Below are 13,733 nucleotides of genomic sequence, written 5' to 3' on the forward strand. Positions count from 1 at the left end.
CTACTCCTTTATGATCTCGTTTTTGTTATTTACATGCACGATGGTTGGCTTAAATTTCTTAGCTTTTTTAAATTTCATGCTAGCGTAAGCCACGATAATGACCACGTCTCCTACGCAGACTTTTCTAGCAGCTGCGCCGTTTAGGCAAATTTCGCCTTTTTTGCCCTTTATCACGTAGGTAGCGAATCTCTCGCCATTATTTACGTCTAAAATTTCAACCTTTTGATTTTCTATCAAATTTGCAGCTTTTATAAGCTCCTCGCCGATGCTAATCGAGCCAACATAGTTTAAATTTGCGTCTGTTACGACGGCTCTGTGGATCTTACTAGCTAAAATTTCTATATTCATTTTTACCTCTTTAAAAGTTCAATTACCACTTCTTTATCACTAAATGGATGTTTGACGCCATTTATCTCTTGATATGGCTCGTCTCCTTTGCCAAGTATGACAAGTGCCCAGCCAGGTTCTAGCTTGTCAAGAGCTAGCACGATCGCCTCTTTGCGGTTGGCATTTCGTATCAAATTTTCATTTTGGTTCATGCCAGCACAAATTTCGTCTATTATGCTCTCTGGCTCTTCGCTTCTTGGATTGTCACTTGTAACGATGCAAATTCTTGCGTATTTTTGAGCTATTGCTCCCATTTTTGGGCGCTTTGTCCTATCTCTATCACCGCCTGCGCCAAAGACCGCTATTAGATTTAGATGTCTAAGTGAGTTTAGCACTTTCTCGATGCCATCAGGCGTATGGGCAAAATCTACGATGACTAGCGGATCAGTGCTAACGACCTCCATCCTACCGCTAACCCCTTTAAATTTACTTATCGCCTTTGAAAGTGCAGCTGCGTCTGGATGCTCTAGCAGGCAAACGGCGCCAAGAGCTGCAATTAGATTGTAAAGATTAAACTCGCCTTGAAGGCTTGAGTCTATCTCCACATCACCATTTGGTGTCTTGATAACCGCGTCTATGCCGCCCTTTAGCCCATAAACCACCGGTGCAAAGCTAGCTGGCTTTTTGAGCGAATACGTATAAGCGTTTTTTGGGTTAAATTTAATGCCATTATCATCAGCATTTATAAGCTTCATGCAATCATCATCAAAAAAGCTCGACTTTACCCTAGCGTACTCCTCCATGCTCTTGTGGTAGTCGAGGTGGTCTTGAGTCAAATTTGTAAAAATTTTAAGGGCAAAATTTAAGCTCTCTATGCGTTTTTGAGCAATCGCGTGCGAGCTAACCTCCATCACAAAGTACTCACAGCCCTGCTCACTAGCTGTTTTGAGGTATGAAAGCGTCCTTAAAATAGCACTTGTCGTAAGCGCCTTGTCATCTATCTGCTCACCCTCTATAAATGCCCCTCTTGTACCACTTAGACCGCATTTTTTGCCTAAATTTCGCAAAGTCTCGTAGATAGCCGCAGCCGTCGTGGTCTTACCATTTGTGCCTGTGATGCCAACTATTTTTAAGCTTTCGTCTATTTTTAAAAGCTTTTTGCACTCTTCAAGAGTGATTATTTTAGCGCCCTTTTTTACAGCGTCCTCTGCAAATTTCGCATTTGCAGTGGTTTGCACAAAGTATGCACCTTGTTCGCACTCGTTTGAGTCATCTGTTATGAAGCTATTTTCTACTGATATTTTCATTGTTTTGTCTTTTTTGTATCTCTCTAAAAAGCTGATCTATGCGCTCATCACCGCCAAACATCACCGCCGCACTCTCAAGATAGTTTATACTCATTTCGATGAAGTCATTTTTTATCAAATTTCCCAAAAATTCTAAAAAATCATCTTTGTTTGAGATCATGACCTTGGTTGAGAACATGATATTTTCAAAGACCTTTTTGAAGCTCCCATCCTTATAAACAGCCTTTTTAAAGTCCTCATAGCTGATCGCGTCTTGCTCTTCAAAATACTCATCGCTAGCCAATCTTGATTCTAAAATTTTTAAAATTTCATCCATTCCTTCATCATCTTCGCCAGCTCTTAGTTTATCCATAAAATAGTCAAATAAAAGTTTTGCTTCCTCTGCATTTTTCTCGCCAAGGGAGCAAATTTGTATCAAAAATAGTAAATTTTTATCCTGTGTCTTTTCGTAAGCTAGAGAGAAGTAAAAGATCGCTTCTTTAAATTTAGAACGTTTGAAGTGTTTAATGCCTATTTTTTTATAATCTATCAATGTCAAATTCCTCGCCAATCGGGATATTTACGACCTCAAGCTCTGGGTGAATATCCATACGAAGTTGTCTTTCGAGTCCATATTTTAGTGTAGTTGTGCTAGCTGCACACCCATGACAATGCCCTGTAAGTCTTACATAAATTTTGCCGTTTTTTATGCCAAGTAGCTCCATGCCACCGCCATCATTTTCAAGCATCGGTAATACCTTTTGCAAACTCGCACTGACTGGTTTTAAAAGTTCTTCATCGCTAAATGGGATCATATCTTTTCCTATTAAATTTTTGGGCTATTATAGCAAAATAAAAATGCAAAAAATAATGGCTATATTTTTGCTTAGCGCTAATTTTGCTTTATAATTTAAACCTTTTTGACACGCCTAGTCAGTTTTGATTATTAAATATTTGAGCTAAAATTTAGTAAATTTTTGATTATAAGTTTTAGGATAAAAGGGCAAATTTCGCCCTTTTTGTTTAATCTATTAGAAGTGATTTTATATCTACTTTTTGCTCGATCATCTTGCTCTCGAGCATAAATTCTTGCGTAGCTTCAAGTGCTTTTATATCTTCAGCCGTGATCTTTGGACTAAAGTCATACTGCGGATACATACTCTTTACCGCCTCTATGCTAAGCCCAGTCTCTTCAGCCGTAAATTTTAATGCCTCTTCCTCATTTGCTTTCATAAAAGCCAAAATTTCATCTTGAGCCTTTTTAAATTTTTCAACTAGATCTTTATGCTTTTTGTAAAATTCTCCGCTTGTGGCGGTGACGATGACTGGAGTGATGACGCCCTTGCCTGTTGTTACGACACTAAGTCCTGATTTTTTAGCGTTATAAGCAGCTGGTCCAGCAAGAAGTGCTGCATCGACACTGCCATTTTCAAGTGCAGCTTGTGCAGCTGGGATGCCCATAGAAACGAACTCTACGTCATTTATACCAAGTCCGCTAAGAGCAAGATACCTAACCAAAAGCTCATTTAATATCGTACCTTTTGGCCCTGCTATTTTTTTACCTTTTAAGTCTTTAGCGGTTTTTATGCCTTTATCTTTAGCAAATATCGCAAAAGCTTCAGGTGCTCTTGAATAGGCACTTATGATCTTTATGTCAGCTTTATTTGCTGCTGCAAGTATGACCGAAGTTCCGCCAACACAATTTAAAAACTGAAGTGAGTTTGAAGCTAGAGCTTGAGTCTGCTTTGCACCTGATGTTATCTCAGAGTACTCGACTGGCATGCCAAAAGATTTAGCATAAAAGCCTTTAAATTTATCGACGATTGAGGGGACGTTTAGCGGCGATTTGACGTAGGTCATGCCAATCTTATCTAGCTCACTTGCGTTTACGACTAGACAAAACAAAGAGGCTGCACACAAAATCTTAAAAAACTTTCTCATATTTGCTCCTTTAAAAATTTTCCAAATTATATAACTTTTTGCTTCGTTTTGGTTTTAATTATCATTTTATAAAATGCTAAATTTCGCTCAAAATTTTACGCTTTAAGTTTATTAGCTCATCGCAAAGCAAATCTCTTGGCTTAGCTAGATTTGATAGATCATAGCTTGATTTCATCCCACCTTTTTCAAGCAAAATTATCTCATCTGCTAGATATAGGGCCTCATCGACATTATGAGTGACAAAAATGATGGTTTTACCGGCTTGGAGCTTTAAAATTTCAGCCTGCATGCTGGCTCTCGTAAAAGCATCAAGTGCTGCAAATGGCTCATCCATAAGGATCAAATTTGCTTCATATGCAAGCACTCTAGCAAGAGAAACGCGCGAGCTCATGCCGCCAGATAGCTGCGAAACAGCGGCAAATTTAAAGTCGCTAAGCCCTATCATCGATATGAGCCTATCTATCTTTGCCTCGTCTATCTCATACTTTTTAAGCGGAAATACGACATTTTCATAGACATTTAAAAAAGGCATAAGCCTAGGCTCTTGAAAGACAAAACCGATCTTTGCTTGCTCTTTAAATTTTATCTCGCCTAGACTTACGCTCTCAAGTCCAGCAATAAGCCTTAAAAGAGTTGTTTTACCGCAACCACTTCTGCCAAGTATAACGGTGATCTTATCTTTTTTTATAGTTAAATTTAGCTCTTTTAAAACATCAATGCGCTTGTCATTAATAAAAAAATGCTTTGATAAATTTAAAATTTCTATCATTTTTCGCCTCGTAAAAGGCTAAATTTAGATATCAAAAACAAAAATATCCTATCTATGAGCACGCCGCAAATGCCGATCGTAAAAATGCCCACAAATATCCTATCTGCGCGTGAAAGCTCCTCAGCGTCAAGTATGAGATAGCCTAGCCCGCTAGAAGCTGCGATCATCTCCGCTCCCACAATCGCTCGCATCGCGTAGCCAAAACCTATGCGCATACCTACAAAAATATCTTTTATGGCATTTTTTAGGATGATTTTGTAAAAAATTTCAAATTTACTAAAACAAAAAGTTTTACCAACTTCAATAAGCTTCACATCGCAGCTAGTTAGCCCTTTTGAAATGCTTAAAAACATTGGGAAAAACGATGCTAGGATGATAATAATAATTTTTGGTGTTTCGTTTATACCAAACCAAAGTACCAAAATAGCAATAAGGCTAAGCGGCGGAACATTTCTAAAAAACTCTAGTATCCACTCGTAATAAATACTAGCTTTTGGAAATAGCGCCGCCACTCCGCCAAAAGCAAATGCCAAAACAAAAGCCAAAATATAACCAATAAATATACGCTTAAAGCTAATTATCACATGCATTATTAGCTCGCCGCTTAAGCTCATATCAAGCATCGTTTTAAGTGTCGTAATAGGACTTGGCAATATATAAGGTGTGAAAATTTTAAGCTCGCAAACAACCTGCCAGAGGGCAAAGATCGCTAGGATCAAAACGCTCTTTTTAAAAATTTCTATCACAGCCCATCTCCATTGTGACAGCCATTTTCACAGTATAAAAGCTCGATGATATGATAGTTTTTAAGCTCGCTAAATTTATACGAAAATGCGTTTTGTATCTTTTCTTTACTACATAAGCTTAGTGTTTTTATGCCTAAATTTTCAAAAAATCCAGGAGGAATCGGGCTTGATTCTATTTTACTTATTTGTAAATTTATGTCGTTTAGCTCTTTAAATTTTTTCCATGTTAAAAATGTAGTTTGATCTAATTTTAAAGAATTTCCAAGCTCAGCCAAGTCCTCACAAGGCGTTGTTATATAAAGCCACTCATCTTCTTTTAGCTTCGAGCTAAGTTCAATGGCGCTTTCTATTAAAATGGGATTTAAGCTTGAAATATCGTTTGAAAATTCTTTAAAATTTGATCTTAAAAAATTTACAGCTCTTGGGCAGCGACTATCTAAAACCATGCCTTTAGAGCATAAATTTTTATATGAATTTTTGATATCACTAACATGATCTTTTTCGCACTCTACTATGTTAAAGCCCTTGTTTTGCAAGAGCTCTTTTAACGCAGAGAAGTCATACATATTTTTTACAACAGGATTTAGCCAAAGTAGCTTTCTCACGAGTTCTCCGTAATTTTAATAATAGAAATCAAGATTCTATCATTTAAAAATTTAAACCAAGTAAAAAGAGCCTCTTATAACTAAAATCATAAAGATAAGCGGTGCAAAAAACTAAATTTAGCCTATACTTTTATATCTAATTTCTGTTTTTGCTCCACTTTTTCCATTAGCTTTAGTATATCAACTCCGTTTTTCTCAAGCTGCATTAGCTCCTTAAGATAGGCGAATTTCTCATCTTTGTTTATGTCGTAAGTAGCCAGTTTCTCACTTCGTCCGATCACTGAGGCATAGACTTTGTTGCCATCAAGTTTGTCCGTATTTTGCACATTATAAAGCGAGAGCACGCCCTCTACCACCTCTTTAAAATCCGCCCCGCTCTTCATGCCAGCTTTCATAAGAGCAAAAAATCTCTGTCTGCTCTCTTCGTCAGTGAAATTTATATTTTGTAGCGTCTGGTACTCGATTGGTGGCTTATTAGTGCTTGTTAGCATTGAGATAGCCTTTTTGCCTATTGTGATACTCTCCACGCCGACTCTTTCGCCAAGATACTGCCTAAGCGCATAATCAATCCACTTATCTTTAAACTCGTCTATGTTTAGGTCCTTATCAAGTATCTCAAACCCTTCCACGTGGCTCTTGTGACCAAGCCCAAGAAGTGTGTTATCAAGTTTTGATGTATACTCTTTTGCAAAGAGATCGACATCTGTTGGATAATATCCTATGATCTCTTCGTGAGCTCTGCCAAAGCCAAGTGCTTTGGTCTGGTTGATAAAATTTTTGAGATCATTTATCTCATCTTTGCTGATTTGTTTGTCATATCCCATGAGCTTGCCCCAGATGCTTATCTTGCCATTAGCAGCTATGCCTGATAGCGAGAAATTGCTAGCAAATGTTAGATTCTCGCTATTTTTTTGAAATTTTATCGTATTTGTTTCATTTAAATTTATTGGCTCACCTCTAGTATCGGTATGACTTTTTCGTTCATCAACCAAACTGCTAGATAAATCATTTAAAGAATTTTTGTCTATATTGGGTTTAGAGTTATTGGTATCAAGCTCTTGTGCTCTACTACTTTGTGAGCCAACATAAAAATTTGTGCCAACTCCATTTACACTACCTATCATCTCAAATCCTTTGAAATTTATAAGATATTTGAAACAAATATCGTCTTTATAAAATAAAATTTTAGCATAGAGTTCAAAGGTAAAAATTTAAAATGTATAATTTTAGATTAAAAGACTTACAACTTTTAACTAGAAATTTTATATTTTTTGGTTAATAAATTTGATAGACGATTAAAGAAATTTATAGCTTTTGAAACCTTTTGGAAGAAGGATTTATTTTAAAAGTGGGAGATTTGATATAAAAAATTAAAAAAAAGAGAGCCGAAGCTCTCTAATAATTATTCAGCTACTAGCTCTATATAAGCCATCTCTGCTGCGTCGCCTCTGCGAACACGAGTCTTGATGATTCTTGTATAGCCACCATTGCGCTCTTTAAATTTTGGAGCTACTTCAGTAACTAGTTTATTTGTAGTCTCTTTGTCTTGCAAAGAAGCAAATATTGCTCTATGAGCATTAGAGTCACCTTTTCTAGCTCTTGTGATTAGCTTTTCAACATAGCTTCTAAGCTCTTTTGCTTTTGGTAAAGTCGTCTCTATCTTTTCGCTTTTGATGATAGCTATCGCCAAATTTTTAAGCAATGCAGATCTATGAGATGACGTTCTGCCAAGTTTGCGATATCCGTGTTTATGTCTCATCTATTGTCCTTTTATTCTTTTACACTCATTTGTGCTTTAAGCTCGGTTATTTTCTTTCTTAGTTGCTCTTTGCCATCTTTTAACACATCGGCACCAACTGGATAGCCTATCTCTTCCATAACCGCTTTAATCTCTTCAAGAGATTTTTTACCTAAATTTTTAAGCTCTTTAAGCTCATTTTCGTCCATTAATGCAAGCTCGCCGATAAATCTAATATCAGCTTTGTCAAGGCAGTTGAAACTTCTAGCGCTTAAATTTAGATCTTCTACGCTAGAAAGTAACTTTGAAAACTCACCACCTGCACTTGAGCTAGCAACTGGAGTACTAACATCAATATCCAAAATTCCTTTAAATACTGACATTTGTTGATACATAGCTTCTAAACAATTTTTAAAAGCCTCTATCGGACTAACTTGACCATCAGTTGTTATAGTAAATACGATCTTTTCATAGTCTGGATCATCCTCAACCAAGACATTTTGTATATCGTAAACTGCTTTTTTAACAGGTGTAAAAAAAGCATCAAGTGCGATATAGTCGTCTTCGATCTCTTCTCTGATCTCTTCACTAGGAACATATCCGATACCTTTTTGAATGATAACTGAAAAATTTAACTCAGCATCTTCATTTATTGTAGCAAGGTATGCATCTGGGTTAACGATCTCAACTAGATCATTATTTAAATCAGCACCGGTTATCTCTTTTGGTCCTTTAAAGCTATACTCTATAACTTCGCGCTCACTGGTGCTTTTTAATTTAAATCTGATCTTTTTCAAATTTATAATAAAAAAAGCTACGTCTTCTAGCATACCACGCATACTGTCAAATTCGTGGCTAACGCCTTTTATCTTTACACCAATAGGAGCAAAACCTACAGTACTTGTGTAAAGAAGACGACGCAATGGGTGAGCCAAAGTAACAGCATAACCCGCCTCAAAAGGATACGCTGTAATGTTAGCAACATTTTCACTAACACTTTTAACTTCAATTTCAGTTGGCATATAAGCTGATGTAGTAATCTTTCTCATCTTTATACCCTCTATTATTTTGAATAAAGCTCTACTATAAATCTTTCCTCAACAGGAATGATAACCTCTTCTCTTTCTGGATTTCTAGTGAAAATTCCAAATTTTTTCTCTTTTTCAACATCTACCCAAGCAACAATACCGGTTTGTGCTGTAAGATCTATTGCACGAACAATTTGTGGATTGTTCTTAGATTTTTCAACAATCTCTACTTTTGCACCTGGCTCAACTCTGTAAGATGGTATATCTACTCTTTTGCCATTTACTAAAATATGTCCATGGGTTACTAGCTGACGAGCAAAACGACGAGTTGTTGCAAAGCCCATTCTATAAACAACATTATCTAATCTTTGCTCTAGTAGTTGAACCAAAAGGGCACCAGTATTACCTTCGCGGCGTGCTGCTTCTTGAAATAATCTTCTAAATTGTTTCTCAGAAACACCATACATAAATTTAGCTTTTTGCTTCTCGCGAAGTTGTAAGCCATATTCGCTTATTTTTGCTCTTCTTTGTCCATGTTGTCCTGGCGCATAAGGTCTTTTTTCAAAAGCACTTTTACCAGCAAGTCTTCTTTCGCCTTTTAACGCAAGAGACACACCAAGACGTCTTTCTAATTTTTCAACAGGTCCTGTATATCTAGCCATAATAATTTCTCCTAATTTTCTCTAATTATACGCGGCGGCGTTTTGGCGGTCTGCAACCATTGTGTGGTAAAGGTGTAATATCTTTGAAGAAAGTTACTTTTATACCTTCAACACCACCTACACTTTTAACAGCCGTTTCACGTCCGCTACCTGGACCTTGAACCTTAATACCAACTTCTTTAATACCATGCTCTTTTGCTTTATTTAGAGCATCTTCAACTGCTTGTTGAGCTGCGTAAGGAGTTGACTTTTTACTACCTTTAAAGCCTAAGCCGCCTGCACTACTCCATGCAATAGCATTTCCCATTTCATCAGTTACAGTTACCATAGTATTGTTAAATGTTGCACTGATATAAACGATACCTTTGGCTATACTTTTTCTAACTACTTTTTTCTTAACTATTTTTCTTTTTGCCATTTATTATCCTTTAACCCTTGCCTTACTTAGTAGCCGCACCGACAGTTTTACGTCTGCCTTTTCTGGTTCTAGCATTAGTTTTAGTCTTTTGGCCACGAACAGGAAGACCTTTTCTGTGGCGAAGACCTCTATAACTTCCAAGATCCATAAGAGCTTTGATATCCATAGCAACTTGTTTTCTCAAATCACCCTCAACAACGTGGTGCTCTTGAATTTCTTTACGGATAGCTGCTGCTTCATCTTCGCTAAGCTCATAAACTCTCTTGTCGTAAGAAATTCCAGCTGCGTCAAGAATTTGACGAGATTTATAAAGACCTATACCATAAATATAAGTCAAACCATACTCGATTCTCTTTTTGTTTGGTAAATCTACACCTGCAATACGTGCCATGCCTTATCCTTGTCTTTGTTTATGTTTTGGATTTTCGCAGATAACACGAATTATGCCACTACGTTTGACAATTTTACATTTGTCACACATCTTCTTTACAGAAGGACGAACTTTCATTTTAGTCTCCTAAAAATTTATTCCACTTTTTTAGGGGCTGCATCAGGTCTAAAGAAAAATTTTAAACCAACTATTTTCAAAATAAGTGGGGAACTTTGAAAATAATTCTTCATACAGCTTTTCGCAAAGCTTGGATTTTATCCAAAACCAGCTTTAAATTTACTTAGCATATTTGCCAATAGGCTAAATTTACTTATATCTATAAGTAATCCTGCCCTTGTCTAGGCTATATGGCGTAAGTTCTACTTTTACGCGGTCGCCAGGCATTATCTTTATATAATGCATTCTCATTTTTCCAGCGATATGACATAAAATTATATGTTTGTTGTCAAGCTCAACTTTAAAAGTTGCATTTGGTAGTGCTTCAACAACATTTCCATCAATCTCAATGACATCGTCTTTTGCCACAAAATCTCCTTTCTCTAAATTTTTACTCTATTTTATACTTGGCTTAAAATTTCGGCTTTGCCATTAACTATCGCCATGCAATGCTCATAATGGCTAGTTCTCAAACCATCTTTTGAGGTTACTTTCCAGTTATCACTTCCCAAAACCGGTGTGCCGTCTTTTTGGCAGATCATCGGCTCTATACAAAAGACCATTCCCTCTTTTATCTTTGGTCCAGCTTTTGGGTTGTGTCCCTCAAGATAGTTTGGAATTTCTGGCTCTTCGTGTGGCCTTTTTCCTATACCATGACCACAATATCCACGCAAAGGCACATAGCCTCTACCAAGAATAAATTTCTCAAGCTCATAGCTGATCTCTTTAAAATGCATACCGGCTCTTATGAAATCTATCGCAAAATATAGTGCATCTTTTGAGCAAGCGATCAAAGCTTCATCTTCTTTTGAAATTTTACCAACCCCAAAAGTCCTGGCTGAATCACCAAAATAACCATCTAAATTTGAACCAATATCAACACTAACGATATCACCCTCTTTTAGTTTATATTCATTTGGGATTCCGTGGATCACCACTTCATTGACGCTTATACAAGCTGCATTTGGGAAGCCATAGAGCCCTTTAAAGGCCGGTTTTGCTCCAGCGGCTCTTATCATATCTTCACAAATTTTATCTATCTCAAGAAGTGAAATTCCAGGTTTTATGATCGTAGAAACGTAATCAAGAGTTCGAGCGACGATCTTGTTCGCCGCTCTCATTTTCTCTATCTCAGCTGGCCTTTTTAGCGTGATAGCCATTTTATAGACCTACTGCACTTAGAGTTTGGTATTTATTTGTATAAGACTGGGCTTCTATACGCCTCATCGTATCAAGTGCTACCGAAACCACGATAAGTACTGACGTGCCACCAAAATAAAATGGAACACCCATAGTCTTTACAAGTACCCAAGGCAGTGTTGAAATGATACCCAAGTATAAAGCACCGCCCAAAGTTAGCCTACCAGCTACTTCATTTAGATAGCTAGCTGTACTCTCACCTGGTCTAACACCTGGGATAAATCCGCCTTGTTTCTTTAAATTTTCACTTATATCTTTTGTGTTAAACACGATCGATGCGTAGAAAAACGCAAAGAAGATGATAAATAAAAATGTTAAAAAGTTAAACATATAGCCATTTGGACTTAAAAAGTCGTTGATAGCTTGGATGATCGGATTTGTACTAGCCTGTAAAATCGTACTAGGAAACATCAAAATCGCACTAGCAAATATCGGTGGAATAACACCGCTTAAATTTACTTTGATCGGTATATAGTTCATTATACGTTTGTTTTGATTTTCCATTATCACTTTTCTTGAGTAAGAAATAGGGATACGCCTTTCACCCATCTCAACAAATATAATAGCACCGATGGTAGCTAAAATAATCGCTAAAATAGCGATGACTGTTAGGAAATTCATCTCAGAGGTGTTTACTAAATTTATTGTTCCACCGATTGCACTAGGTATACCAGAGACAATACCAGCAAAGATGATAAGGCTTATACCATTGCCTATACCACGCTGTGTGATCTGCTCACCTATCCACATAAGTAGCATAGTTCCAGTTAGCATAGATACGGCAGAGATAGAGATAAATAAATTTATATCTATCATGATGGCTTGCTCGCCACCGCGTCCACTTAAGCTTTGAAGTCCGATAGAAACGCCGATTGATTGTACAAGAGTGATAGCGATGGTCGCATAACGTATGATTTGCATATATTTTTGCATACCGTCGCGCTCTTTTTTCATCTGACCTAACTTTGGAAATGTCGCTGCTAGAAGCTCCATGATGATCGAAGCTGTGATGTAAGGCATGATGCCTAGAGATATGATGCTTAAACGCTCAGCAGCTTTACCACTAAACATATTAAATAGACCCAAGGCGTTGCTATTGTTTGAATTGAAAAATTCTTTAATTACGTCGACATTAACACCAGGAACTGGCACATAAGCCAGTATCCTGTATGCGAACAAAAATGCCAACGTGATTAAAATCTTGTTGGTCAGTGTTTTATCCATTATTTTGTTCCGCTAACGCTAACGTTCTCGTCTTTGACCTTAGAAGCAAGAGCTTTTGCGCTTGCACCGATTAGTTTTATCTTAGTAACGCTCTTTGAAATTTTATGAACGCTAGCTATTGTTGCTATTGAAATTTCAGCAAGCTCTTTTATAGCTGCGATCTTTTCAACATTGATAACATAAGGTTTTTCAAATTTAGAAGCAAAGCCTACTTTTGGAAGACGTCTTTGAAGTGGTTGTTGTCCGCCCTCAAAACCTCTTTTTTCATTGTAGCCTTTTCTTGCTCTTTGACCTTTGTTGCCTTTGCCAGCAGTTTTGCCATTGCCACTGCCTTGACCACGACCTATTCTTTTAGTTGCATGAGTTGAACCTGCAGCAGGTGTTAATTTTTCTAATGCCATCTTAACTCCTTTCTCTTAGCTTTTTAGCAAACTAAGTGCTTTTATAGTAGCACGAACGACGTTTGCTGAGTTGTTTGAGCCAAGTGATTTAGTAAGGATATCCTTAATACCTGCAAGCTCGATAATAGGACGTGCACTACCACCAGCGATAACACCAGTACCCTCGCTAGCTGGGCGAAGTAGCATTCTACTTGCGTTGTATTTTACCTCTACATCGTGAGGAATAGTTGTGCCCTTGATCTTAACGTGGATAATATTTTTAAATGCGTCGTCAATCGCTTTTCTCATCGCATCTGGCACCTCTTTAGCTTTGCCATATCCAAAGCCAACTAGGCCATTTCTATTACCAACAACAACTAAAGCTGTAAATCTAAATCTACGACCACCTTTAACAACCTTTGTAACCCGACCGATATCGACGATTACTTCTTCAAATTCTTCTCTATTATATTTTTCCATCGATTTTCCTTTGGGTTATAGCTTGATGCCATTTTCTCTTAAAGCTTCAGCAAATGCTGCGATAACGCCATGATACAAATAACCATTTCTATCAAAAACTGCAACATCTATCTTCTTAGCTTTTAAAGCCTTAGCAAATTCTTTAGCTAAAGTGACCGCACCTTCTTTATTTGCTTTTATGCCTATCTTTCTGCCATCAACTGCAGCTAGTGTAGTAGCTGTAACGTCATCAATCGCTTGAACATAAAGAGTTCTGTTTGACTTGAAAATAGAAACTCTTGGGCAAGTTGCAACACCAGAAATTTTACCTCTGATTCTTCTTTTTCTCTTAATTCTAAGAGCGATTTTTCTTTTTAATACTTTTGCTGTCATTTACCGCTCC

The 13,733-nt window shown here is 37.2% G+C and carries 21 protein-coding genes; all 21 read right to left on the reverse strand.

The window, feature by feature from the left end; genetic code table 11:
* The 21 genes from panD to rplR all read right to left on the reverse strand — a co-directional run bounded on the left by panD (position 1) and on the right by rplR (position 13,723).
* Complete coding sequence (panD, locus tag CVT15_RS09045) at positions 1-348, reverse strand: aspartate 1-decarboxylase (protein ID WP_002941539.1); 348 nt, start codon at positions 346-348, stop codon at positions 1-3.
* Between the two features lie 2 nt (positions 349-350).
* The gene (locus CVT15_RS09050; RefSeq protein WP_087586701.1) at positions 351-1,634 is read right to left on the reverse strand and encodes a UDP-N-acetylmuramoyl-L-alanyl-D-glutamate--2,6-diaminopimelate ligase; all 1,284 of its coding nucleotides are present in this window, start codon (positions 1,632-1,634) and stop codon (positions 351-353) included.
* On the reverse strand, positions 1,612-2,166 hold the full coding sequence (locus CVT15_RS09055) for a histidine kinase (protein WP_103576371.1): 555 nt from the start codon (positions 2,164-2,166) through the stop codon (positions 1,612-1,614). The genes CVT15_RS09050 and CVT15_RS09055 overlap by 23 nt, the downstream gene beginning before the upstream one ends.
* Positions 2,153-2,428 (reverse strand): NifU family protein, encoded by a 276-nt coding sequence (locus CVT15_RS09060; protein WP_021091089.1) that lies wholly within the window; start codon positions 2,426-2,428, stop codon positions 2,153-2,155. Before CVT15_RS09060 ends, CVT15_RS09055 begins: the two co-directional genes overlap by 14 nt.
* Before the next feature lie 208 nt (positions 2,429-2,636).
* Positions 2,637-3,554 carry an NrtA/SsuA/CpmA family ABC transporter substrate-binding protein gene (locus CVT15_RS09065; RefSeq protein WP_103576372.1) on the reverse strand — a complete coding sequence of 306 codons (918 nt, stop codon included), beginning with the start codon at positions 3,552-3,554 and terminating at the stop codon, positions 2,637-2,639.
* Between the two features lie 76 nt (positions 3,555-3,630).
* Positions 3,631-4,323: an ABC transporter ATP-binding protein gene (locus CVT15_RS09070; RefSeq protein ID WP_107898212.1), complete on the reverse strand. Its 693-nt coding sequence runs from the start codon at positions 4,321-4,323 to the stop codon at positions 3,631-3,633.
* Positions 4,320-5,069 (reverse strand): ABC transporter permease, encoded by a 750-nt coding sequence (locus CVT15_RS09075; RefSeq protein WP_103576616.1) that lies wholly within the window; start codon positions 5,067-5,069, stop codon positions 4,320-4,322. Before CVT15_RS09075 ends, CVT15_RS09070 begins: the two co-directional genes overlap by 4 nt.
* The gene (locus tag CVT15_RS09080) at positions 5,066-5,674 is read right to left on the reverse strand and encodes a hypothetical protein (protein WP_107898211.1); all 609 of its coding nucleotides are present in this window, start codon (positions 5,672-5,674) and stop codon (positions 5,066-5,068) included. Before CVT15_RS09080 ends, CVT15_RS09075 begins: the two co-directional genes overlap by 4 nt.
* A gap of 122 nt (positions 5,675-5,796) precedes the next feature.
* Positions 5,797-6,798: a hypothetical protein gene (locus tag CVT15_RS09085; RefSeq protein ID WP_103576377.1), complete on the reverse strand. Its 1,002-nt coding sequence runs from the start codon at positions 6,796-6,798 to the stop codon at positions 5,797-5,799.
* Between the two features lie 278 nt (positions 6,799-7,076).
* Complete coding sequence (gene rplQ / locus CVT15_RS09090) at positions 7,077-7,433, reverse strand: 50S ribosomal protein L17 (protein WP_103576378.1); 357 nt, start codon at positions 7,431-7,433, stop codon at positions 7,077-7,079.
* Between the two features lie 11 nt (positions 7,434-7,444).
* Positions 7,445-8,461: a DNA-directed RNA polymerase subunit alpha gene (locus CVT15_RS09095; RefSeq protein ID WP_087578016.1), complete on the reverse strand. Its 1,017-nt coding sequence runs from the start codon at positions 8,459-8,461 to the stop codon at positions 7,445-7,447.
* Between the two features lie 14 nt (positions 8,462-8,475).
* Positions 8,476-9,102, reverse strand: coding sequence for a 30S ribosomal protein S4 (gene rpsD, locus CVT15_RS09100; protein WP_054197275.1), 627 nt, complete (start codon positions 9,100-9,102; stop codon positions 8,476-8,478).
* A gap of 25 nt (positions 9,103-9,127) precedes the next feature.
* Entirely contained in the window at positions 9,128-9,520 is a 393-nt protein-coding gene (gene rpsK, locus CVT15_RS09105) for a 30S ribosomal protein S11 (protein ID WP_002941551.1), read from the reverse strand.
* Positions 9,521-9,542: 22 nt separating this feature from the next.
* Entirely contained in the window at positions 9,543-9,911 is a 369-nt protein-coding gene (gene rpsM / locus CVT15_RS09110) for a 30S ribosomal protein S13 (protein ID WP_012140556.1), read from the reverse strand.
* Positions 9,912-9,914: 3 nt separating this feature from the next.
* Positions 9,915-10,028, reverse strand: coding sequence for a 50S ribosomal protein L36 (rpmJ, locus tag CVT15_RS09115; RefSeq protein WP_002941545.1), 114 nt, complete (start codon positions 10,026-10,028; stop codon positions 9,915-9,917).
* Positions 10,029-10,217: 189 nt separating this feature from the next.
* Complete coding sequence (infA, locus tag CVT15_RS09120; protein ID WP_002848031.1) at positions 10,218-10,436, reverse strand: translation initiation factor IF-1; 219 nt, start codon at positions 10,434-10,436, stop codon at positions 10,218-10,220.
* A 32-nt stretch (positions 10,437-10,468) separates the two neighbouring features.
* A complete protein-coding gene (gene map / locus CVT15_RS09125) occupies positions 10,469-11,227 on the reverse strand; it encodes a type I methionyl aminopeptidase (protein ID WP_103576379.1) in 759 nt (252 codons plus the stop codon).
* Between the two features lies 1 nt (position 11,228).
* The gene (gene secY / locus CVT15_RS09130) at positions 11,229-12,491 is read right to left on the reverse strand and encodes a preprotein translocase subunit SecY (protein ID WP_103576380.1); all 1,263 of its coding nucleotides are present in this window, start codon (positions 12,489-12,491) and stop codon (positions 11,229-11,231) included.
* Entirely contained in the window at positions 12,491-12,892 is a 402-nt protein-coding gene (gene rplO, locus CVT15_RS09135) for a 50S ribosomal protein L15 (RefSeq protein ID WP_103576381.1), read from the reverse strand. Before rplO ends, secY begins: the two co-directional genes overlap by 1 nt.
* 15 nt (positions 12,893-12,907) lie before the next feature.
* Positions 12,908-13,351 carry a 30S ribosomal protein S5 gene (rpsE, locus tag CVT15_RS09140; protein WP_002941646.1) on the reverse strand — a complete coding sequence of 148 codons (444 nt, stop codon included), beginning with the start codon at positions 13,349-13,351 and terminating at the stop codon, positions 12,908-12,910.
* Between the two features lie 15 nt (positions 13,352-13,366).
* Complete coding sequence (gene rplR / locus CVT15_RS09145; RefSeq protein ID WP_021091120.1) at positions 13,367-13,723, reverse strand: 50S ribosomal protein L18; 357 nt, start codon at positions 13,721-13,723, stop codon at positions 13,367-13,369.
* Between the last annotated feature and the right edge of the window lie 10 nt (positions 13,724-13,733).

It is taken from the genome of Campylobacter concisus (assembly GCF_003048595.2).
GTDB classification, from domain to species: domain Bacteria; phylum Campylobacterota; class Campylobacteria; order Campylobacterales; family Campylobacteraceae; genus Campylobacter_A; species Campylobacter_A concisus_L.